This window comes from Halobacillus litoralis (genome assembly GCF_009856355.1).
GTDB classification, from domain to species: domain Bacteria; phylum Bacillota; class Bacilli; order Bacillales; family Halobacillaceae; genus Halobacillus; species Halobacillus litoralis_B.
The window spans coordinates 189,706-210,200 of record NZ_WMEW01000005.1 but is presented as its reverse complement, the minus strand read 5'-3'; the positions used below and the strand labels follow the sequence as shown (position 1 = coordinate 210,200).

The 20,495-nt window shown below is 45.6% G+C and carries 20 protein-coding genes and 2 pseudogenes; 13 read left to right on the top strand and 9 right to left on the bottom strand.

The genetic code is table 11. The features are described from left to right. Window positions 1–14: 14 nt before the first annotated feature. Genes GLV97_RS09805 through GLV97_RS09780 form a run of 6 tightly spaced genes read left to right on the top strand, consistent with a single transcriptional unit; the run spans window position 15 to window position 6,505 of the window. Window positions 15–1,655: an AMP-binding protein gene (locus GLV97_RS09805; RefSeq protein ID WP_160889577.1), complete on the top strand. Its 1,641-nt coding sequence runs from the start codon at window positions 15–17 to the stop codon at window positions 1,653–1,655. A 12-nt stretch (window positions 1,656–1,667) separates the two neighbouring features. After that, window positions 1,668–3,023 (top strand): acetyl-CoA carboxylase biotin carboxylase subunit, encoded by a 1,356-nt coding sequence (locus GLV97_RS09800; RefSeq protein ID WP_160840307.1) that lies wholly within the window; start codon window positions 1,668–1,670, stop codon window positions 3,021–3,023. A 14-nt stretch (window positions 3,024–3,037) separates the two neighbouring features. Continuing rightward, window positions 3,038–3,253, top strand: coding sequence for an acetyl-CoA carboxylase biotin carboxyl carrier protein subunit (locus tag GLV97_RS09795; protein ID WP_160835712.1), 216 nt, complete (start codon window positions 3,038–3,040; stop codon window positions 3,251–3,253). An 11-nt stretch (window positions 3,254–3,264) separates the two neighbouring features. Further along, entirely contained in the window at window positions 3,265–4,173 is a 909-nt protein-coding gene (locus GLV97_RS09790; RefSeq protein WP_160889576.1) for a hydroxymethylglutaryl-CoA lyase, read from the top strand. A 3-nt stretch (window positions 4,174–4,176) separates the two neighbouring features. Continuing rightward, complete coding sequence (locus GLV97_RS09785; RefSeq protein ID WP_160840309.1) at window positions 4,177–4,959, top strand: enoyl-CoA hydratase-related protein; 783 nt, start codon at window positions 4,177–4,179, stop codon at window positions 4,957–4,959. Between the two features lie 16 nt (window positions 4,960–4,975). Further along, window positions 4,976–6,505, top strand: a complete 1,530-nt coding sequence (locus tag GLV97_RS09780) for an acyl-CoA carboxylase subunit beta (protein ID WP_160889590.1) — start codon at window positions 4,976–4,978, stop codon at window positions 6,503–6,505. Window positions 6,506–6,546: 41 nt separating this feature from the next. Here the strand turns inward: GLV97_RS09780 and GLV97_RS09775 are convergent, their stop codons facing one another. After that, window positions 6,547–8,508 carry an AMP-binding protein gene (locus tag GLV97_RS09775; RefSeq protein WP_160889575.1) on the bottom strand — a complete coding sequence of 654 codons (1,962 nt, stop codon included), beginning with the start codon at window positions 8,506–8,508 and terminating at the stop codon, window positions 6,547–6,549. Between the two features lie 188 nt (window positions 8,509–8,696). On the opposite strand from GLV97_RS09775, the gene GLV97_RS09770 reads away from it, so the two are divergent. The 4 genes from GLV97_RS09770 (at window position 8,697) to GLV97_RS09755 (ending at window position 13,328) form a co-directional block, all read left to right on the top strand. Further along, on the top strand, window positions 8,697–10,196 hold the full coding sequence (locus GLV97_RS09770; RefSeq protein WP_160835716.1) for a flotillin family protein: 1,500 nt from the start codon (window positions 8,697–8,699) through the stop codon (window positions 10,194–10,196). A 312-nt stretch (window positions 10,197–10,508) separates the two neighbouring features. Beyond that, window positions 10,509–11,657 (top strand): NAD-dependent epimerase/dehydratase family protein, encoded by a 1,149-nt coding sequence (locus GLV97_RS09765; RefSeq protein ID WP_160835717.1) that lies wholly within the window; start codon window positions 10,509–10,511, stop codon window positions 11,655–11,657. A 13-nt stretch (window positions 11,658–11,670) separates the two neighbouring features. Then, entirely contained in the window at window positions 11,671–12,834 is a 1,164-nt protein-coding gene (locus tag GLV97_RS09760; protein WP_160889574.1) for a glycosyltransferase family 4 protein, read from the top strand. Window positions 12,835–13,058: 224 nt separating this feature from the next. After that, the gene (locus GLV97_RS09755) at window positions 13,059–13,328 is read left to right on the top strand and encodes a hypothetical protein (protein ID WP_160889573.1); all 270 of its coding nucleotides are present in this window, start codon (window positions 13,059–13,061) and stop codon (window positions 13,326–13,328) included. A gap of 252 nt (window positions 13,329–13,580) precedes the next feature. On the opposite strand, the gene GLV97_RS09750 is transcribed toward GLV97_RS09755, so the two are convergent. From GLV97_RS09750 to GLV97_RS20330, 3 genes and pseudogenes are all read right to left on the bottom strand, one after another. Beyond that, window positions 13,581–14,360, bottom strand: coding sequence for an LAGLIDADG family homing endonuclease (locus GLV97_RS09750; protein WP_160840313.1), 780 nt, complete (start codon window positions 14,358–14,360; stop codon window positions 13,581–13,583). Between the two features lie 370 nt (window positions 14,361–14,730). Beyond that, window positions 14,731–14,916 (bottom strand): annotated as a pseudogene (locus tag GLV97_RS20335) (aminoglycoside 6-adenylyltransferase); the annotation flags it as partial. 2 nt (window positions 14,917–14,918) lie between these two features. After that, window positions 14,919–15,229 (bottom strand): annotated as a pseudogene (locus GLV97_RS20330) (aminoglycoside 6-adenylyltransferase); the annotation flags it as partial. Between the two features lie 82 nt (window positions 15,230–15,311). Between GLV97_RS20330 and GLV97_RS09730 the strand changes: the two are divergent. Then, on the top strand, window positions 15,312–15,839 hold the full coding sequence (locus tag GLV97_RS09730) for a hypothetical protein (RefSeq protein ID WP_160835723.1): 528 nt from the start codon (window positions 15,312–15,314) through the stop codon (window positions 15,837–15,839). On the opposite strand, the gene GLV97_RS09725 is transcribed toward GLV97_RS09730, so the two are convergent. Beyond that, window positions 15,828–16,760 carry an exonuclease domain-containing protein gene (locus GLV97_RS09725; protein ID WP_160835724.1) on the bottom strand — a complete coding sequence of 311 codons (933 nt, stop codon included), beginning with the start codon at window positions 16,758–16,760 and terminating at the stop codon, window positions 15,828–15,830. The genes GLV97_RS09730 and GLV97_RS09725 overlap by 12 nt on opposite strands. Before the next feature lie 336 nt (window positions 16,761–17,096). Between GLV97_RS09725 and GLV97_RS09720 the strand changes: the two genes are divergently transcribed. Next, complete coding sequence (locus GLV97_RS09720) at window positions 17,097–17,441, top strand: DUF3889 domain-containing protein (RefSeq protein ID WP_160835725.1); 345 nt, start codon at window positions 17,097–17,099, stop codon at window positions 17,439–17,441. Window positions 17,442–17,472: 31 nt separating this feature from the next. Here the strand turns inward: GLV97_RS09720 and GLV97_RS09715 are convergent, their stop codons facing one another. Both GLV97_RS09715 and msrB read right to left on the bottom strand, forming a co-directional pair. Then, entirely contained in the window at window positions 17,473–18,027 is a 555-nt protein-coding gene (locus GLV97_RS09715; RefSeq protein WP_160840315.1) for a nitroreductase family protein, read from the bottom strand. 121 nt (window positions 18,028–18,148) lie between these two features. Continuing rightward, a complete protein-coding gene (gene msrB, locus GLV97_RS09710) occupies window positions 18,149–18,736 on the bottom strand; it encodes a peptide-methionine (R)-S-oxide reductase MsrB (protein ID WP_202410612.1) in 588 nt (195 codons plus the stop codon). A 134-nt stretch (window positions 18,737–18,870) separates the two neighbouring features. Here msrB and GLV97_RS09705 point away from each other — a divergent pair, with 134 nt between their 5' ends. Further along, on the top strand, window positions 18,871–19,350 hold the full coding sequence (locus tag GLV97_RS09705) for a YusW family protein (RefSeq protein WP_160840317.1): 480 nt from the start codon (window positions 18,871–18,873) through the stop codon (window positions 19,348–19,350). 63 nt (window positions 19,351–19,413) lie between these two features. Here GLV97_RS09705 and GLV97_RS09700 read toward each other — a convergent pair whose 3' ends face one another. Next, the gene (locus GLV97_RS09700) at window positions 19,414–20,280 is read right to left on the bottom strand and encodes a S1-like domain-containing RNA-binding protein (protein ID WP_160840318.1); all 867 of its coding nucleotides are present in this window, start codon (window positions 20,278–20,280) and stop codon (window positions 19,414–19,416) included. A gap of 118 nt (window positions 20,281–20,398) precedes the next feature. Beyond that, entirely contained in the window at window positions 20,399–20,485 is an 87-nt protein-coding gene (locus GLV97_RS09695) for a YjcZ family sporulation protein (RefSeq protein ID WP_008640034.1), read from the bottom strand. Window positions 20,486–20,495 lie beyond the last annotated feature (10 nt).

Genomic DNA, 20,495 nt, shown 5'->3' with positions numbered 1-20,495 from the left:
AGGAGGATGAGAAAATGACACTACTTGAACAGACAGTCGGGGAGCTGTTGGAAGAAAAAGCTTCGCTGTATCCTGATCAGGAAGCTTATGTATATCCGGAAAATGGGATCCGGAAAACGTATGCGGAATTTAACGAGGAAGCCGATGCAGCTGCGAAAGGACTGATGGCTCTCGGAATTAAAAAGGGCGGCCACGTGGCCATCTGGTCTGACAACAAGCCGGAATGGCTGATTACCCAGTTCGCATCGGGGAAAATGGGCGGTGTGCTTGTTACTGTGAATACCAACTACCGTGCCCAGGAACTTGAATATTTATTGAAGCAGTCGGATGCCTCTACACTTATTCTTGCTGAGGATTTCCGAGGCGCTTCCTACATGAATATCCTTAAGGAAATCTGTCCGGAACTGGAACATTCGGAAAAAGGGAATCTGCAGAGCGAACGTCTTCCTTTTTTAAAAAATATCGTCGTTCTCAGCGATACTCCGCACAAAGGGTGCTATTCCTGGCAGGACGTCATTGATATGGGGATGACAATTCAGGAGGAGGAACTGGAAGCAAGAAAACAAATGCTGACCTCTACAGACGTCATCAACATGCAGTATACATCAGGAACAACCGGTTTTCCCAAAGGGGTTATGCTTTCCCACTACAACATCGTAAATAACGGAAACCAGGTGGCGGACAGCATGAACCTGACTCATAAGGATCGTTTATGTATTCCTGTACCGTTTTTCCACTGTTTCGGATGTGTGCTCGGTACACTTGCGGCTGTATCTAAAGGAGCAGCAATGGTCATTTTGGAACAATTCGAACCGAAAAAAGTGCTGGAGGCGGTGAAAAATGAGGAATGCACCGCGCTGCACGGGGTTCCAACGATGTTTATCGCAGAACTCAATCATCCTGAATTTGAAGCTTTAAAACCGACGACGCTGCGGACCGGTATTATGGCTGGATCGACGTGTCCGATGGAAGTCATGAAGAACGTCATTCATCAAATGGGGGTGGAGGAAATTACGATTGCCTACGGACAGACAGAGTCCTCTCCGGTCATCACCCAGACGAATGTTCATGACCCTGTCCACCTCCGGGTAAGCAGTGTCGGGCGTCCTCACCCTAATGTAGAAGTGAAAATTATTGAACCGGCAACGGGGGAAGAAGTGGAACCGGGGATTCCAGGGGAGCTTTGTACCCGGGGGTATCTTGTTATGAAGGGCTATTACAAAAACGAGGAAGCGACAAGTGCAGCAATAGATCCGGATGGCTGGCTTCATACAGGTGATCTCGCTGTGATGGACAGCGAAGGCTATATTGAAATAACCGGACGGATGAAAGACATGATTATCCGCGGAGGAGAAAACGTATACCCGCGGGAAATCGAAGAATTTTTATATCAGCACCCTGATGTACTGGATGTTCAGGTTGTCGGCGTCCCGGATGAGACGTACGGGGAGGAGATCATGGCATGGATCATTCCCAAGGAAAATACAGACACAAATGTAAGCGATATCAAAGAGTTTTGTGAAGGACGGATTTCCCGGCATAAAATCCCCCGGTATATATCCTTTACGAAGGAATATCCGATGACTGCGAGCGGGAAGATCCAGAAATTCAGGTTAAGGGAAAGTGCGCTCGACTTACTGCAGACCGGAAAATGAGGGAGGGATTGTATGTTTACTAAAGTATTAATAGCCAATCGTGGAGAAATTGCAGCCAGAATCATCCGTACGTGCCGGCAGCTGAACATTCAGACCGTTGCGGTGTACTCTGAAGCCGACCAGCATGCTCCTTTTGTGAAAATGGCTGACGAGAGTTATTTGATCGGAAAACCGAGAGTCAATGAATCTTACTTGAATATCGATAAAATTTTAGAGGCAGCAGCAGATTCCGGTGCTGAAGCCATTCATCCGGGGTACGGATTGTTAAGTGAAAATGCCGCCTTTGCAGAGAGAGTCGAACAGGCCGGTCTGACATTTATTGGTCCGGATGCGGGTGTAATCGCAAAAATGGGCGATAAAATCGCTGCACGGGCTGAAATGAAGGAGGCAGGCGTCCCTGTCGTTCCAGGTACAGAAGAAGCGGTTGGGTCAGTAGAGACAGCTAAAGCTGCGGCCCAAACCTTCGGGTATCCCGTCATGCTGAAGGCAGCCGCCGGCGGAGGCGGCATCGGCATGCAGGCGGTTCATTCCGATGAGGAACTGGAAAAAGCCTTCGAAGGAAATTCCAAACGCGCCAAAGCCTTTTTCGGAGACGGTAAAATGTTTATCGAAAAATTAATTGAAGAACCACGGCACATCGAAATTCAAGTGCTTGCGGATCACCACGGGCATGCCGTCCATTTGTTTGAACGGGAATGTTCGATTCAAAGAAGGCACCAGAAAGTGGTCGAGGAAGCTCCGTCTCCTTTTCTATCTGAAAAAACGCGCCAGGAAATGGGAGAGAGTGCATTGAAGGCCGTAGAAAGCCTGAACTATACCAATGCCGGAACGATTGAATTTCTCGTTGACCGGAATGAAAACTATTATTTCCTCGAAATGAACACACGTCTGCAGGTGGAGCACCCTGTAACTGAAGAAATTTCCGGTGTGGATATCGTACACCAGCAGTTGAAAATAGCCGCTGGTGAGAAACTGAACATTCACCAGGAAGATTTACACATCAATGGACACGCCATAGAAGTTCGGGTTTATGCCGAGGATCCAAACACGTTTTATCCATCTCCCGGCACGCTTTCAAACATGGTGCTGCCGGAAGGGCCGGGGATCAGGCATGAGCTGGCTGTGGAAAGCGGATCCGACGTCACACCTTTCTATGATCCGATGATTGCTAAATTAGTCGTCCACGGAAACGACCGTCATCAAGCTGTCGAACGGCTGACAAAAGCTCTTCATACGTATGAAATCGAGGGCATCAAATGTAACCTGACGATGTTGAAGCGGATCATTACTCATGAGAAGTTCCATGCAGGTGAAACGACAACCAGCTTTATTCAAAACTATTATCTACCTACTCTAACCAACCACTAAAAGGAGGACTACACATGATTGAAGTAAAAGCATCAATGGCAGGAAGTGTATGGAAAGTTACAGCAGCGGAAGGAACACAGATCAATGACGGGGACGATGTTGTGATTCTGGAGTCGATGAAAATGGAAATCCCCATCCCCGCCGAAGCGTCCGGGACGATTAAAGAATTGAAAGTCGGAGAGGGAGATTTTGTCAACGAAGGCGACGTTATTGCCATTATTGAATCATAGGAGCGGATCGTATGCTGAACCTGCCTGATCATGTAACGATAAAGGAAGTCGGACCGAGGGACGGTCTTCAGAATGAACCTAAGGAAATAGCTGCAGAAGATAAAGTGGCTTGGATCAATCAATTATCGGATACCGGGCTGTCATCCATAGAAATCAGCTCCTTCGTGCATCCGAAATGGATCCCGCAGCTGAAGGATGCAGCTCAGGTAGCCGCATCCATAAAACGGAAACCAGGCATCACGTATGCTGCCTTAGTCCCGAATCAAAAAGGACTGGAGGCTGCTTTAACAGCAGATGTTGATGAAGTGGCTGTGTTTATGTCAGCAAGCGAAACACACAATCGAAAAAATATTAATAAAACGATTGATGAAACGTTCCCCGTGCTGGAGGATGTTATCCAAACAGCTAAACGTGAAGGGAAACAGGTGCGCGGCTATGTGTCTACGGTCTTTGAGTGTCCTTATGATGGAAAAACATCAAAAGACCAGGTTCTCCGGGTAAGTGACCGCTTATTGCGTATGGGCATCGATGAACTGTCCATGGGAGATACGATTGGAACAGCCGACCCGAAGCAGGTGGATGAGGCTTTATCCTATTGGAAGAAACATCTTCCGCTTGAGAACCTGGCGATGCATTTTCACAATACGAGAGGCATGGCGCTGGCGAACGTCATTGTATCTCTTCAGCATGGCATCACGACTTTTGATGCATCCCTCGGTGGTCTTGGGGGCTGTCCTTATGCGGACGGGGCTTCAGGAAACCTTGCGACAGATGACCTCGTTCATATGCTTCATCGGATGGGAATCCACACGGGAATAGATGAAAAAGCGCTTCAAAAAGCAGCCGGTTACATGCAGCGCGTTCTTGGAAAGACGCTTCCAAGCCACGGCATGCAGATCTTGAATAAGGAAAGGGTGTAAGCCATGAATGAACTCGTTCGTATGGAAGAGCCACTGCCTTATGTCTGTCAGCTCACATTGAATCGACCGGAAGCGGCGAATGCTCTCTCCCATGCGCTTTTAGATGAACTATCTGAAAAAATCGACCGCATCCAGTCCCGTTCTGATATCCGGGTCGTCTTACTTACAGGAGAAGGCAGCAAAGCGTTCTGTGCAGGAGCGGATTTAAAGGAAAGATCAGACATGACCGAAGATGAAGTGGTACAAACCGTACGGAAGATCGGGGACACCCTCCGTCAATTGGAAAAAATAGAGGTCCCGACGATTGCGCTTATGAATGGGGCAGCCTTCGGCGGCGGTCTTGAGCTTGCTTTAGCCTGTGATTTACGCATGATGAGCTCTTCTGCAAAAGCAGGATTGACCGAAACATCCCTCGCAATTATCCCCGGGGCAGGCGGTACCCAGAGACTATCCCGACTCATAGGCCCGGGGCGCGCCAAGTCTATGATTTATACAGCGAAACCAGTGGAAGCCTCTAAAGCGTTCCAAATGGGGCTTGTTGAATATATGTATGAACCACAAATGCTAATGGAAGAAGCCCACGACCTGGCTGCCTGTATAGCAAGAAACGGACCGTTAGCTGTCAAGGCAGCGAAACATGCAATAAATCTGGGCTGTGAAAAACCGCTGGATGAAAGCCTTGAAATCGAACACGCTGCCTATAAGACAACGATCCCGACAGCCGATCGTATGGAAGGTTTACATGCTTTTAAGGAAAAACGCAGACCGGAATATAAAGGAGAGTGAGCACGTGGAGAAAACGATGACGGACCAGCAGACGTTTGAAGAACGAGTGAAGAACATTGCCGGAGGCGGCGCAGAAAAGTACCATGAAAAGAACGCAGAAAAAGGGAAAATGTTCGTGCGTGACCGTCTTCAATTGTTGTTTGATGAAGATCTGGATATCGAAGATGCTTTTTTTGCGAACTGTCAGTCAGAAGGACTGCCTGCGGACGGGGTTGTGACAGGTATTGGGAGGATCAACGGGGAAACGGTATGTGTGATGGCCAATGATTCGACTGTAAAAGCAGGATCCTGGGGTGCAAGAACCGTTGAGAAAATCATCCGTATCCAGGAAACCGCTTTGAAAATCAATGCGCCTATGTTGTACCTCGTAGATTCGGCAGGAGCAAGAATTACTGATCAGGTAGATATGTTCCCGAACAGGCGCGGAGCGGGACGTATTTTCCACAATCAGATTAAGTTATCCGGACGTGTGCCGCAGGTCTGCCTGTTATTTGGTCCATCCGCTGCAGGGGGCGCTTATATTCCAGCCTTCTGTGATATCGTCATCATGGTTGATGGCAATGCTTCCATGTATCTGGGCTCTCCAAGAATGGCAGAAAAGGTCATTGGCGAAAAGGTATCGCTTGAGGAGATGGGTGGTGCTTCCATGCACTGCTCTGTATCGGGATGCGGGGATGTGCTGGTATCTGATGAGAAGGAAGCTTTATTGTTTGCCAGAAGCTATTTGAGCTATTTCCCCAGTTCCTATCAGGAGCGTCCGAAAACGAGGGAAGCCAGAGAGCCGGAAGCCTTTGATAAAACGATCGAAGAACTGATACCCCGAAACCAAAATGCTCCGTTTGATATGTATCAGCTCATTAACCGCCTTATTGATGAGGATTCCTTTTGTGAAATCAAGAGAAAGTTTGCTCCTGAATTAATTACAGGCCTTTCAAGGATCAACGGAAAGTCCGTCGGCATCATTGCCAACCAGCCGAGGGCCAAAGGGGGCGTATTGTTTCCGGATTCTGCAGATAAAGCAGCGAAGTTCATACAGCTGTGTGATGCTTTCAATATTCCTCTCTTGTTCCTTGCTGATATCCCCGGCTTTATGATTGGAACGAAGGTGGAAAGAGCGGGAATTATCCGACACGGGGCGAAAATGCTCGCAGCTATGAGCGAAGCCACTGTTCCTAAAATTTCAGTGATCGTCAGGAAAGCGTACGGAGCAGGCTTGTATGCGATGGCAGGACCGGCTTTTGAACCGGATGCCTGTCTGGCTCTTCCTACGGCTCAAATCGCCGTGATGGGTCCTGAAGCGGCTGTGAATGCTGTCTATGCCAATAAGATTGCTGCACTTCCTGAAGAAGACCGTCCTGCTTTCATTAAAGAAAAGCAGGAGGAATACAAGGAAAACATCGATATTTACCGCCTGGCTTCTGAAATGGTCATTGATGATGTGGTGAAACCCGACCGCCTCCGTCATGAACTGAGCACTCGATATGAAGCGTATGCGCGCAAAAACGTCCAGTTTACGGATAGAAAACATGGCGTTTATCCGGTATAAATAAGAAAAGCCTGGATCTTTTAATAAGACCCAGGCTTTTCTTATGATTGTGCACCCGTTGTTTTTCCGAGGGCGGAAATTTCCTGAACACTTTCAGGATTCTCAAGGGCACTTAAATCTCCTGTAGACCGGTTTAGATAGGCGGCCTTGACTGCACGGCGCATCACTTTGGCATTCCTCGTTTTAGGAAGGTCGGATACGAGGTGAATGCTGCCCGGGGACAAAGCTTTTCCAAGCTTATGGTGCAGATACTTTTTTAAATCCTCTATCAGGGACGCCTGTTCCACGACCTGGTTGTTTGTGACAACAAATGCTACAGGTTCTTCTCCTTTAGTTTCATGAGGAATGCCGATAACACCAGCTTCCAAAACGAGAGGATGGTCCACGAGAACAGTTTCCACCTCGGCAGGTCCCAGTCGTTTCCCAGCTACATTCAACACATCATCGGAGCGTCCGGTGATCGTGAAGTAGCCTTTATCATCCTCGATCACCCAGTCGCCGTGCACCCATGTATCCGGGAAGCGGCTCCAGTACGATTCCTCGTAGCGTTGATCGTCTTCAAAAAAGCTGTTTGTCATGCCTACCCATGGGTTACGAATCGCCAGTTCGCCGACTTCATTGGTGATACGTTCCCCATTCTCATTTAACACCACCGCATCCATTCCCGGCAGCGCTGCATTAAAAGTAACCGGCTGGATCGGCTTGATCAGGATATTTCCTAAAATCCCGCCGGATATTTCTGTGCCGCCCGAGTAATTGAAAATCGGCACCCGTTTCTTTCCGGCATGTTCAAACAGCCAGTTCCATGGTTCCTCATTCCAAGGCTCGCCTGTCGATGCAATCAGTTTTAAGGAGTCAAGAGAATGCCGGTGCAGCCATTTGGCTCCATGCTTCATGGACGTTCGGACGAGTGTTGGGGAAAGGCCGAGGTGCGTCACCTTATAGGTGTCGACCATCTGCCATAAGCGGTCAGGCTCAGGATAATCGGGTGTGCCTTCAAACATGACGATGGATGCGCCATTTACAAGTCCTCCATATACGAGGAAGGGCCCCATCATCCATCCCATATCGGTGTACCAGAATAATGTATCTTCCTGATCGACGTCCATACAGATCCCGGCATCAAAAGCAGCTTTAATGGGGAAACCGGCATGGGTGTGAACCGCTCCTTTCGGTTTACCTGTCGTCCCTGATGTATAAATCAGCATGAAGGGATCGTCGGATTTAGTAGCGGCTGATGGAAAAGGACCTGCTTTTTTCTGCAGAGATGACCAGGGAATGTCCCGTTGTTCATGCCAGGGGACGTCGATACCGGATCGTTCTATAACAAACACATGCTCAAGAGAAGGACACTGCTCTGCCGCCTTATCCGCCTGTTCCTTCATCTTCATGGTTTTCCCACGCCTGTAGAAGCCATCAACGGTAATCAGTGCTTTTGCTCTGGAAGCCTGGATCCTGGCAGCTACAGCATCTGCTTTATATCCGGAGAAAGCAGGGGAGAAAACAGCGCCGATTTTGGAAAGGGCCAGCATACTGATAAGCGTTTCCGGCACCATCGGCATATAAAGCGTCACGATATCCCCTTTTGTGATGCCGTAACGCTTGAATCCATGAGCGGTCTGATCGACAGCTTCCTGAAGTTCTTTAAAGGAGTAGGCTGTGGAATCCCCGTTGTCGCCTTCCCAGAATACAGCTGTTTTGTCTTGATGGTTCGGTTTTTCCGCCCATTTATCGAGAGCGTTATGGGTGGCATTGATTTCACCTCCGACAAACCATTGAGGATAGGGAAGGCCGCGGGATAAATCCAGGGTTTTCTGATAAGGTACAGACCATTCAATTCCCAGTTCTCTACAGGCGTCCTCCCACATCCATTCCAAACGGGTTGTTGTTGCCTGATGAAAGGAATCATAATCCGTAAAGCCTGATTTTTTCATCCACTGATACAAACGGGTTGATTCGATCTGCTCCTGTTCCGGTTTCCATACATTTGGATATGTACGCATAAGAACTTCCTCCTCCATCAGTAATAACTTATACCCATTATATAATAAAGCGTTTTCATAAACTATAAATGTACAGATTTCACATACTTTATAAAAAAATCCAGAATTTCTGAAACTTAGAGAGGGGGGATTTCGATATGCTAGACAGCCCTTCTTTTTGAAAGGGACTAATTGAAGGAGTGGATGATATGTTCGAAGGAGCCTTAGTGGTTATTATTTTAGGAGTGCTTGGCGGCGCTTTAATCATCGGCGGGATTGTTACATTCATTATCTTCCGTCTGCGTTATAAAACGGCCAGTTCAAATGAAGCCTTAATTGTAACGGGTCCTAAACTTGGTGATCCGGAACAGGAAAAGAACGTATTTGAGGATGATAACGGAAGGTCTGTTAAAATCATCAGAGGTGGAGGATATCGTCTCCGTATGTTCCAGACGGCGACACCGATTGACTTGACATCTTTCCAGCTGCAGGTCAATTCAGAAAAAGCCTACACGAAGGAAGGCATACCGGTTCGTGTAGCCAGTACAGCGGTTATCAGTATCGGCAGTGAACTTGAGATTATGGCGAACTTTGCTGAGAAGTTTCTCGGTAAAAAGCAGAAGGAGCGGGAATCAGAGCTTAAGGATGTCTTAAATGGACACCTTCGTTCCATCATTGCCTCCCTGCCTATCGAGAAGATTTATAATGATTTCAAAGAAGTCAATACGCAGGTGAAGCGGATTGCAGAAGCGGATTTGAAAGGCATGGGTTTTGAAATTACGTCCTTTGCTTTAAATGATGTAGAAGATGTGGACGTGGAGAACGGGTACATAGATGCGCTTGGACGTCCTCATATTGCAGAGGTACAGAAAAAAGCGAATATGGCGGAATCTGATGCGACGAAGGAAACCCGTATTTATCAAGCCAAAAACGATCAGGAAGCGCAGGACGAGGAAAACCGCCGCCTGACAGCTGTTGCGTCTTCCACAAAAGAAAAAGATATAAAAGAAGCGGAATTCCAGACAGAAACGAACCGTGCCAAAGCGAATGCCGATCAGGCCGGGGAACTGGAAAGGCAGAAGCTTGCCCAGCAGATCAAAGAAGAAGAATTAAAAGTTCAGTATATCGAAAAGCAGCGCGCTGTAGAGCTTGAAGAAGAGGAAAATAAGCGTAGGCGTTCAATTGCTGATGCAGAAGCTTATGAAGTAACGAAACGCGCGCAGGCAGAAGCGGATAACGAGCGGATCAAAGGGGAGTCTGATGCAGAAGTTATCCGTCAGCGCGGTATTGCAGAAGCGGAATCGAAAGAACGTATGGCAAAAGCGATGGAGCATTACGGTGAAGCAGCGATTATGGAAATGCTGATTAAAGTTCTTCCTGAATATGCAGAGAAAGTGTCGGCGCCAATCAGTCAGATTAAGGATATGAAAGTGATTGATATGGGCGGCACGGATTCCAAGGGAGGCTCATCGAAAGTTGCAGGAAATGTAACGTCTACAATGCTTGGGATTCAGGAGTCCTTGAAGGAAACGACAGGGATGGATTTGAAAGCGATGCTTGAAAGCTACGTTTCCAGAGGAACCGTTAACAGTTTTTCTTCAGAAGAGAAAAAGGGAGCGGAAGAAGCGGCAGCAGCTTCTGAATCCAACGATCAGAAGGAAGAGGCCCTAGAAAAAGAATCAGAAGAAAAGAAAGAAAAAGAAGAGTAATGGAACAGCGGGGAGCGGATGATGCTTCCCGCTTTTTTAGAATTTCAGGTTTAAACAGAAGGCATGGTGGGTAAAATCTCATTTAGGTCTCAAAGTACGACATATTTCGTTTTCTTCTGAGGGTTTATGGAGTTTACAAAGAATTAATTGTTTCAAAATTGAATTAATGGTAAAGTCAAAAACGTAGAGACCATGACTGAAAAGGGAAGGTATGCCGGAATGGCGGAATCTTTCCAGTTTTCGAACATTAGTCAAAAGTGTTACTCTATAAAAGGGAATACGAGTATGCAAGATGTAACTAGGAGGTAGATTATGAGAATTATTGTAGCAGGGGGAGATGGTTTCTGTGGCTGGCCGACTGCATTATACTTATCGAAGCAGGGTCATGATGTAACCATCGTAGATAACTTAGTACGCAGAAAGTATGATGATGAGCTCCGCTCCAATTCAGTAACACCGATCGCCACACTGGAAGAACGGGTGGCCAAATGGAAGGAAGTATCAGGGAAAGAGATCAAAACCTTTATCGGGGATCTCAACCATTATGATTTCCTAAGGGAAGTATTCCGTCAGACTGAGCCGGAGGCGTTCGTTCACTTTGCCGAGCAGCGTTCCGCACCATATTCCATGATTGACCGTGAGCATGCGGTTTATACTCAGACAAACAACGTTGTGGGTAACCTGAATGTCCTTTACGCCATTAAGGAATTCGCACCGGAATGTCACTTGATCAAACTGGGCACGATGGGTGAATACGGCACACCTAACATTGATATTGAAGAAGGATATATTGAAATTGAACATAAAGGAAGAAAAGATACGCTTCCGTACCCGAAGCAGCCAGGCTCTTTCTATCACTTGTCCAAAGTGCATGACAGCCATAACATCACGTTTGCCTGCAAAATCTGGGGTATCCGTGCAACAGATTTAAACCAAGGTATCGTGTATGGTTTACATACGGAAGAAACACGCATGGATCCTGTCCTTGTAAACCGTGTGGATTATGACGGGGTGTTCGGGACAGCTCTGAACCGCTTCATCAATCAGGCTGCAATCGGGCATGATATTACTGTTTACGGTTCAGGCGGACAGACGCGCGCGTTCCTGAACATCGAAGATACCGTGCGCTGCGTTGAAATTGCTGCTGAAAACCCGGCGGATAAAGGTGAATTCCGGGTGTTCAACCAGTTTACAGAGTGGTTCTCTGTTCAGGAGCTCGCTGAACGCGTGCATAAGATCGCTCAGGAAGAGGGGCTTCAAACAGAAGTTAAAAAGATTGAAAACCCTCGTATTGAGAACGAAGACCATTACTACAATGCCGTCAATACGAAACTCCGCGATCTAGGTCTGGAACCTCATCTTCTCACAGACGATGTGATCCGGGATATCCTCCGCACGGCTGTTGAAAACAAAGATCGTATTATCCAGGAGAATGTTCTGCCATCAATTACCTGGAAGTAAGGAGTTTTCCGCTTTGAAAATCGCCATCATTACAGAAACTTTCCTGCCATCTACAGATGGCGTAGTTACAAGACTGAAGGAAGCCATTACGTATCTCCTGGACCAAGAGCACGAAGTCGTCGTCATTGCTCCGGATCTTGGTGTAAAGGAATACAAAGGAGCGATTGTCGAAGGGGTAAAGACAGCAAAACTGCCTTTTTACAGATCAAAGGAATTCAGCCTTCCACAAAAACGGGTGAAGGATCTGCTCCAAAAGCACGATCCTGACCTCGTTCACGTGGTCAACCCAGCCCTTGTCGGAGTCTCTGGTGTGTACTATGCAGACAAGCTGAATTACCCATTGATTGCTTCATACCACACACATGTACCGAAGTATCTGGACTATTACAGGCTGTATCCATTTAAGCCGCTGGTGTGGTGGTACTTCAGAAAGCTTCATAACTACGCCCATGTCAACTTGTGTACATCACAGGCGATTAAAACGGAGCTGGATGATAAGAACTTCCATAACGTCAGCGTATGGGACAGAGGTGTAGCTGTGGATCATTATCATCCCGGACACCGGACCGAGACGATGCGCAGCCGTTTATCCAACGGAAAACCTGAAAATAAGCTGCTCGTGTTCGTCGGAAGACTGGCACCTGAGAAGGAAATCCATAAAATCAGGCCGCTGCTGGACGAACGGGAAGACATATCTCTTGCGATTGTGGGGGACGGCCCGGTCAAGGGAGAACTCGAAGAGGCCTTTCAAGGGACGAATACAGTGTTTACAGGGCTTCTCCATGGAGATGAACTGGCTGAGGCATTCTCTTCTTCAGACGCGCTTATTTTCCCATCTGTAACGGAAACGCTCGGTCTTGTTATATTAGAGGCCATGGCATCAGGTCTACCTGTCATAGCAGCTAAGAGTGGCCCGACAATGGAGCAGGTGGAAGATGGCCGCACAGGGCTTTTATTTGAAAATGAAAACACAGAAAGCATGATTGAGGCGATCAGCCGTTTGGAAGATCCATCTCTCTATGCCGACCTTTGTAAAAACGCCAGGAAGGAAGCTGAAAAGCACAGCTGGCAGAAACCTTCTGAACAGATCTTGGATTATTACTATACAACCCTTCGCGTATATGAGGAAAGTACAGCACAACAACCGAAAAAATCGAAGGTAAAGGTCACAGAGTAATAACTCTGTGGCTTTTTTTATGAGGTTAAAACATAAAAATGCTCCAAGAACCACAAGAGAACATATGTTCTGACCCCGTATTTCAGGCACTTTTTACACTTTTTCGTAATATTCTTACTTATTACTTAGTAGCAACTCCGATTAAGTAATAAAAAAACTACAATAAATAACCCGGCAAAGGAAAGCCAAACTAGAACAAAACGGAAAAAAAGGAGGGAATCCTTATGTGCCGGCAGGAAAACATGGTGACAGGGGTATATATAAAAGGAACCAATCCGTTTGACGTGCAGCAGATCAAGCATTTTCAGACAAAATCATTGCTGAGCCTGGAGCAGCTGACTCATCTGCATAAATATCTGGAAAAACATAATGATGATACAGGTCATATATTAACGATCAAGGATCAAATACTGGTGCCGTTAAGCCGGATGGATGTGCAAATGATTCTTGAAGATTTTAAAGCCATACATAAATTTTATCAAGCCGATGATTAACAGCATTGAAACGAAACGTCTGGAATGCTGAAAACTCAATGTAATGTTTTGTTTGAAACTTTGCAGCACATAAAATCAAAAACAAAATACTGAGATGTGTTTCATTTTATTTTGTCTCACTAACATGAGTATACTTTACATATGAGACAGAATTTTGTTTTTATCGATAACTTAGTATAATATATATTATGTCTACTAGAAATAAATTAAAAAAAGAGAGGTACCTAAGTACTTCCCTTTGCTGTTCAATTCTTAAGTAAACAAATTTAAAAACGTTTTGTACTTTCTTTCCATGTAAAGTTCTTTATCTTCATAAATCCAACGGAAAAAATTTTGAACGTCTTTGGGGCCACTAATATAAAGTCTAAAATAATTGTTAAAGACCTTTATTTGATTTTTAATGGTTTGTTCATCCAACACTTCACTTAATGAATGAACGAAATCTTTCGATCCACACACAATATTGATAAACAGCTTGTCTTTATATACACATCCATCTCCATCGAAATAACCTCTGATAAAGTGTGATTTGTACCTTCCCGGGATGTCAGGCATTTGTACACTCATACTTTTTCTCGGTGTAAAACCATGAATATGCATAAGGTCTTCTTTTAGGACCCTGCTGTTTAAATTGAGGATATAGACATTTGTCGTTTCGTTTAAAATAATTGGATGGTTGGAGTCTAATTCCTGCTTAATGAGGTTAAGGATAGACATATCCTTCTGAGCAAAGCTGATTTGCTGACCTTTAGAAGGAATCATGCCATCTGCAGCAAAAAATCCGAGGATATAAGCCATATTGTTCGACCATGTCTTGAAATAATGCTCATTGACGTGATATTTACGTTTCCAGCTGCCACGAGGGCGCAGAGTTACGTTCATTTTTTTCAATACGAGGCGGACAGCATCCGGAGTTATGCCCGCTTCCCCTGCAATAACTGTCGTGCTTTCCCCTTTTTTGTAACGTTCTGCAATCTCTTTATCAGAAAGCCGGCGCTTTTTGGATCCGGATCTTTTCGATATAATGATCAACCTCCTTTAGCAAGTTAAAATTATTATACCGAACATACGTTCCCAGGTCCATTTTTTCGCACTTTTATAAGCTGCCTGTTCTTTTTCAACCCCTTAAGTAAGCGTATACAACACTGATGTCAAAGGGATTTTCAACAATACTCATGGATGATTCCTTCTTCAGAGCTTCAAATAATTGAGCCATTGTAAGAAGAGCATCCCAATGGTCAGAATAAACACTCCCCGTATAGGTTGCTTAATACCATTGCCACAAATCTTCAGGAAGACAGCGCTAAAAAATATCTGTCGGAACGGCCGAAGGATAAAGAAAAAGCGTTCCCGCCCCCGATATACCTGGTCATCATTTGATGCAGCTCTTTCGAAACGGGCCTTACAACATCGTTTTAGCATACGCCGGCTGCTTCCGCTCCAAACCTTTTGCCACATACAAACTTATCCACCAGAATTCACTGCTGCATCGATAGACATAGCCTGCATCAGGTTTCTCTACGAGGTGATCGCGGTTGCTTGGAAGTGGGGTTTCCGGAAGACACCCATCCTTATCCCGCGGAACCGTCGTTAAACTTTCGAAGGTTTAAGTAAGCTCATGGATGCAGGTGGTAAATCAATCCTTGTTCCATCTGTAAACTGCATGAAATTAGCAGAACGGCCCCTTCGTCCGTTCCCATAATAAAAAGGATACTGATCAGATATCTGGATGATCAGCCGCTCCCCGAACACATCCACCCAGGCAGAATTTCTATAAAAGAGGTGAAATCATCTGCAATATACGGAATGTCATAATTCTGATCGGCCCTTGGTCTATTTAAAAGTACTGCCCGAATCCACTCATCGTTCAGAACTGTACGTAAAATCAATTCATACATCTTCTGTTCTGTACGCTTATCAGTCCCCTCTCAAAAAGTTGTGATATGCTCGTCTGTTGTTTACGATTAGAGTGAGGTGTTGTTTATGAAAAAAGTATCCGCCCTGATTGTGACCATCCTTATTTTTGTTATGTACCGCCCTAGAATTGTTCATGCTTTCACATTTGAGCCTTCAGATGTTTTACCAGGCGATGTATTATTTTCTCCGGTTGGGAAACGAGAGTCCAAATATGTAGGTCACATAGGGATTGTAACCACGGATAAAAAGGTGCTGCATTCCATTCCTGCCGGCTTGATGAAGGATGAACCAGACGCTTATAAAAGAAAATTCCGCAAGGTTGCTCATTACCGCCCGTATGAGGAAGGCACAGGGATCCGCTCTGCTGCATTTGCAGAAGATTTGTACCACAGACACCCGGAAGCTTTATACCGCATTCACGCGCCTTTAAACGGCCCCTGTGATATTCAATACTGCACAAAAATCGTCTGGCAGTCCTATTACGCCGCCGGCATTAATTTAGGAGCACTATCAGAAAAAGCCAGGGCCGTTCATCCTTTACGGCTGTTGGACGACACATCGTTATATCCATTAAAAAGGCGTTCAAACAGATGAACGCCTTACATAGTTTAGAAAATCCGCTTCTGACAAAATCTCGATGGATGCTCCCTGACTCAAAAGAGTCTCGGTTCTTTCCAGTTTGGAAGTTTTCTCCCCTGACGTGTATCGCTCATACGTTTTGTTTCCGACCACCACATAGTTGGTAGACGCCTGGATATCATAATGAAACACACCACCCCGCTGAACCACCTCCTGGATGGCCTCCTCCCTCTTCATATGAGAAAGTCTGCCGGTGAAGGCAACAGAGGCTTTGTACAAAGGATGAGAAGGATCCATTTCCACCGACGCTGCCGAGAAAGAAGAAGCCGATGGTTTTTGTGCCCTCCGCTTTTTATTCAACCGCGCCGGTTCATAACCCCCTTCATACATCATTCCATTGGTTGTGCCTGATTTATCAACTAAATCCCTGCTGTCTGAGGCTTGAAGTTTTTCTTTAGCTTTCAAAAATATATGAGCCGCTGCTTTAGCATCCTCCAAAGCATGGTGGTGGGAAAAAGAAAAACCAAGATGATCCGCTACACGATTTAAGTTGTATTTAGGAAGCTGCCACGTCTTCCTTGAGATGTTCAATGTGCAGTTATAAGCAAGCATCGGATAAGGGAGGTTGTACTCATCCAGGACGGCTCTTAAAACCCCCATGTCAAACTGTGCATTATGGGCAATCAAAAGCTTTCCTTCCACCATGGGCTTTATTTCCTTCTCCCACAACGTATGAAATTCCTCGGCATCTTTGACATCTTCCTTGGTAATTCCATGCACACGTACATTTATAGGAGCAAAGTAATTCTTCTTTGGTTTTACAAGGCGGTAATATTCCCTCACCAGCTCCCCGTTTTCATACTCTACAAGCCCGATGGAACAAACCGACCCTTTAGAAGCGTTGGCTGTTTCAAAATCAAGTGCTGTAAAATTCATAACAGTCTCCTTTCCCGTTCCTTTCTTTATAATAAAACGCGCCTGCCGATTCGTCTAATATAATCCATTTGAACGGTATAGAAAAAGGGCCCTCCGCTTATGATAGGAATGCAATGAAAGGAGTGGTATCGATGACTTTTGATTTTGCCCATCTTCCTTCCGATCAGCTTCAGCAGATCAAACAACTGGAGGAAGCATACAACATTGTATTGATTGCTTATGATGACAAATATAGAACATAAAAAAGGTGGCTCAATGAAGAGGCACCTTTCGTTTGTCCATCTGTATAGATTTATGAATTCTATAAAAACTAATGGGGACAAAGGAGGGATGATGATGAAACAGAAATGGAAGCGGAAGTCTTATAAAGGAGCAGTCTTTCTTATGGCTCTTTTATTTCTTTCTGTATCCTTCAACCATGTGTTTGCCCAGCCTGATTATGCCAAATGGGGAAAAATCGCGGTTGAGGAAACCGATAAAAACTATCCTGATTTCGACCTGGTGAATTATGAATATCAGGGAAAAGTAGCCATAGCGGATAACCGGGAGCAGTACACTTTCCTTTTTACCATGGATCAGGATGGCACGAAAAAGAAAGTACGTGCTTATGTTCTGATAAATCCTGCAGAGGATCAATTAATTGAAGTCCAGTTTGAGGACATGGCATCCTCTTCCCCGTAAAAAAGCACACCTCCAGAGGGGTGTGCTGCGTTTATGGCGTATAGAGCGTAAATTTATCGTCGATGGATGTTCGTTGTTTAGGCTTTGGTTTTTCTTCAAAGTACCCCATATGTATAAAGCCGACAATCTTTTCCTCAGGCTGAATCCCCAGCAGTTCATGTACTTTTGGCTCATATATATGCGGATTGGTCTTCCAAACCACTCCAAGGTCCCTTTCCCAGGCCAAAAGCTGAAAGTTTTGAAGCAGACAACTGACGGCTCCGAAATTTTCCTCCCACACCTTCTGTCTTGGGTCTTCATCCATTACAACAATTAAAAAGGATGATGGCTTGCTGAAGTAATCTCTGCGGTCTTCCCTCCGCTCTTCCGGAAACGTCTCAACAAGGGAAGTGACAAAGTCCTCTTTATTTTCTGAAGGAACGTAGATGAACCGCCACGGCTCACGCATCCCGTGTGTAGGAGCCCATACAGCATCCTCCAGAATTTCCTTTACAAGCTCAGTCGGAACCGGTTCATCCAAATAGCCGGTTTTAATCGACCTTCTTTCTCGAATGACCTCTGCTATCGTTGACTTGGTTTGATTCATGCCTCTCACCCTCATGTTTATAATTGGTTATGGTAATGATAATCGTTCTCAATGATATTGTCAATGATATTGTCAAGGTCACTCCCTTTATACCACAAAAAAGACAGGGAAAATCCCTGCCTTACTCTTGATCAAACGCCTTTACATACTCTCCGTAGCCTCTTTCTTCCATTTCATCCAAAGGAATGAACTCGAGTGCGGCACTGTTCATACAGTAGCGGAGCCCCGTCGGTTCAGGCCCGTCATTAAAGACATGGCCAAGGTGACTGTCTCCCGCTTCACTTCGTACTTCTGTCCGCATGCCGAAAATACCCGGATCGTCTTTGGTCACGATATTTTCTTCAACCAGCGGTTTTGTGAAACTCGGCCACCCGGTTCCTGACTTATATTTATCCTGGGAGCTGAACAACGGCTCTTTTGAGACGATATCCACGTAGATTCCCGCTTCTTTGTTATCCCAGTACGCATTCTCAAACGCTTTTTCCGTTCCGTCCTGCTGGGTAACCTTATATTGAATATCACTAAGCTGTTCTTTTAGTTCCGCTTTCGTCCATTCGACAGTGTCTCCGTTATACATTTCAATCGTCTTTGTGTCTTCTGCGGCCTTAGCTGGAGCATCTGAGGAAGCACCTGTATTTTTACTCCATGTAAAAAGGCCGATGCCTGCAACGACGATAATTAAAGAAAGCCAGAGCGATAGACTTTTCATATTCATCCTCCTTTGACCTGACTACTTTTATTTTAACATGCAGGAAGGATGATCGATAAAATTAATGCCTGCTGCATCGGTTATAAACATAAGAGAACTCGGCAATCCTGTGTAGTAAACGGAGGTGCTTTACGATGAAGAAATGGAACGTATGCGTTGTATCTGTTTTATTCCTGTTTACAGCCTGTGGAGAACCGACAGGAGAAAAGGAAGAAGTGAAGAACGATCTCAATGCCGTAGACAACATTTCCTATGACTTAGCGGATAAAACGACAGATGCTTTTTCATTTACTGCTTTCAATCTCGATGTTCACTACCCAGAGGGTGTCACCTACCGGGTTTACTACTCCGCTTATGAAAATACAGCTCAAGCGGTTGTTTATGAGATGGGCAAAGAAAGAATTTCAGGAACCCAAGCGATGAATCAGCTGACTCCATTGTTCCGGGAAATGAGTTTTGATCAAGACTCCTCTGATTCCCTTGTCATTCAGGACGTCCTCCACGTTTTCGGCCTGAGTGAAGGATATAAACACTTTTCCCTTCGCGTGGTGTATCCAGGTGAATCGGAGCGGCATTATGAAAACAGTAAAAAACAGCCCTTGTCAAACGGATGACATAGAGGCTGTTTTGTTTTTTATTTTAAGTTTGGAGTTACTACGAAGTTTGAAGTGGAACAGTTATCCATGCTTGATGACTGTTTGTCCGTCTTTCTGCTCAATCTTTTCCTGTTTCATCAGCTGACCGAGCGCCCGCTTGAAAGCAGCCTTGCTGATTTGGAACGTTTCCCGGATTTCATCCGGTGAGCTTTTATCGTGAAGCGGCATAACCCCATCGTTTTCCTCGAGGTATTGGAAGATCATTTCAGCATCTTCCGACATACTTTCCTGTTTTAAAGGTCGTAAGGAAAGGTTGATCGTCCCATCTTCCTTCACGTCAATGACGCGCGCCTGAATCGTCTGCCCAAGACGCGGCTCTTCTTTCCGTTCATGAGGATGGATGAAGCCGCGGTAGCCTTCTCCGGTCAATACGGCTGTTCCGGCTTTAATGGCACGATAGACTCTTGCCGTGACTTCTTCCTTCAGCAGTTCGGCAGGCGCCGGTTCAAGATCATCCATTACTTCCTGCTCACTGATGGGCTCACCAATCAGCCGTCCTTTTTTATCCATCTCCAGACTCAGGAATAAATGATCGCCTATCGCCGGCCAGACCGATTTCCAGAGCGGCAGGTGGTCCGAGGATACGAGAATATCCTTGTCGGGAAGTCCGATGTCGACAAATACGCCTGTGCCCGGATAAATATCAACGACTTCCGCCCATCCGTAGGAATCACGTGTAATTTCAGGAAGTTCAAGAACCGCTGCAGGCTCTCCTTTTTTATTCATATATAAAAAGCATGTCAGTTCATCACCAAGTTCAACAGACTCGTCCACTTCTTCATCAGGAAGAAAATATTCCTCATTTCCTGCTGTCACCTTGAATCCATGGGTCACTTTTTTTGTTAAAACAGCTTTTCTGACTGTTCCTAGATATTGTTGTTTGCTCACTTTATTCACCCTTTTTGACAAGTCATGTCGTCCATTATATCCTAGTTCGTCTCATTTTAAAATATCACCTTGGCCGGAAGCATGAAAAAAAGCGCGGGAAATCCCGCGCTCCTGCTTTTTAATACCACCAGGAAGCTCCGACGATAATAAGGAGAATGAACAATACAACGATCAGCGCAAATCCTCCACCATATCCTTTACTCATATTTATTCCC

What these genes read in the sequence shown, in the direction of transcription:
- GLV97_RS09805 (WP_160889577.1), top strand. Translation starts at nt 15, where the DNA reads ATGACACTACTTGAACAGACAGTCGGGGAGCTGTTGGAAGAAAAAGCT.
- GLV97_RS09800 (WP_160840307.1), top strand. Translation starts at nt 1,668, where the DNA reads ATGTTTACTAAAGTATTAATAGCCAATCGTGGAGAAATTGCAGCCAGA.
- GLV97_RS09795 (WP_160835712.1), top strand. Translation starts at nt 3,038, where the DNA reads ATGATTGAAGTAAAAGCATCAATGGCAGGAAGTGTATGGAAAGTTACA.
- GLV97_RS09790 (WP_160889576.1), top strand. Translation starts at nt 3,265, where the DNA reads ATGCTGAACCTGCCTGATCATGTAACGATAAAGGAAGTCGGACCGAGG.
- GLV97_RS09785 (WP_160840309.1), top strand. Translation starts at nt 4,177, where the DNA reads ATGAATGAACTCGTTCGTATGGAAGAGCCACTGCCTTATGTCTGTCAG.
- GLV97_RS09780 (WP_160889590.1), top strand. Translation starts at nt 4,976, where the DNA reads ATGACGGACCAGCAGACGTTTGAAGAACGAGTGAAGAACATTGCCGGA.
- GLV97_RS09775 (WP_160889575.1), bottom strand. Translation starts at nt 8,508, where the DNA reads ATGCGTACATATCCAAATGTATGGAAACCGGAACAGGAGCAGATCGAA.
- GLV97_RS09770 (WP_160835716.1), top strand. Translation starts at nt 8,697, where the DNA reads ATGTTCGAAGGAGCCTTAGTGGTTATTATTTTAGGAGTGCTTGGCGGC.
- GLV97_RS09765 (WP_160835717.1), top strand. Translation starts at nt 10,509, where the DNA reads ATGAGAATTATTGTAGCAGGGGGAGATGGTTTCTGTGGCTGGCCGACT.
- GLV97_RS09755 (WP_160889573.1), top strand. Translation starts at nt 13,059, where the DNA reads ATGTGCCGGCAGGAAAACATGGTGACAGGGGTATATATAAAAGGAACC.
- GLV97_RS09730 (WP_160835723.1), top strand. Translation starts at nt 15,312, where the DNA reads ATGAAAAAAGTATCCGCCCTGATTGTGACCATCCTTATTTTTGTTATG.
- GLV97_RS09725 (WP_160835724.1), bottom strand. Translation starts at nt 16,760, where the DNA reads ATGAATTTTACAGCACTTGATTTTGAAACAGCCAACGCTTCTAAAGGG.
- GLV97_RS09720 (WP_160835725.1), top strand. Translation starts at nt 17,097, where the DNA reads ATGAAACAGAAATGGAAGCGGAAGTCTTATAAAGGAGCAGTCTTTCTT.
- GLV97_RS09715 (WP_160840315.1), bottom strand. Translation starts at nt 18,027, where the DNA reads ATGAATCAAACCAAGTCAACGATAGCAGAGGTCATTCGAGAAAGAAGG.
- msrB (WP_202410612.1), bottom strand. Translation starts at nt 18,736, where the DNA reads ATGAAAAGTCTATCGCTCTGGCTTTCTTTAATTATCGTCGTTGCAGGC.
- GLV97_RS09705 (WP_160840317.1), top strand. Translation starts at nt 18,871, where the DNA reads ATGAAGAAATGGAACGTATGCGTTGTATCTGTTTTATTCCTGTTTACA.
- GLV97_RS09695 (WP_008640034.1), bottom strand. Translation starts at nt 20,485, where the DNA reads ATGAGTAAAGGATATGGTGGAGGATTTGCGCTGATCGTTGTATTGTTC.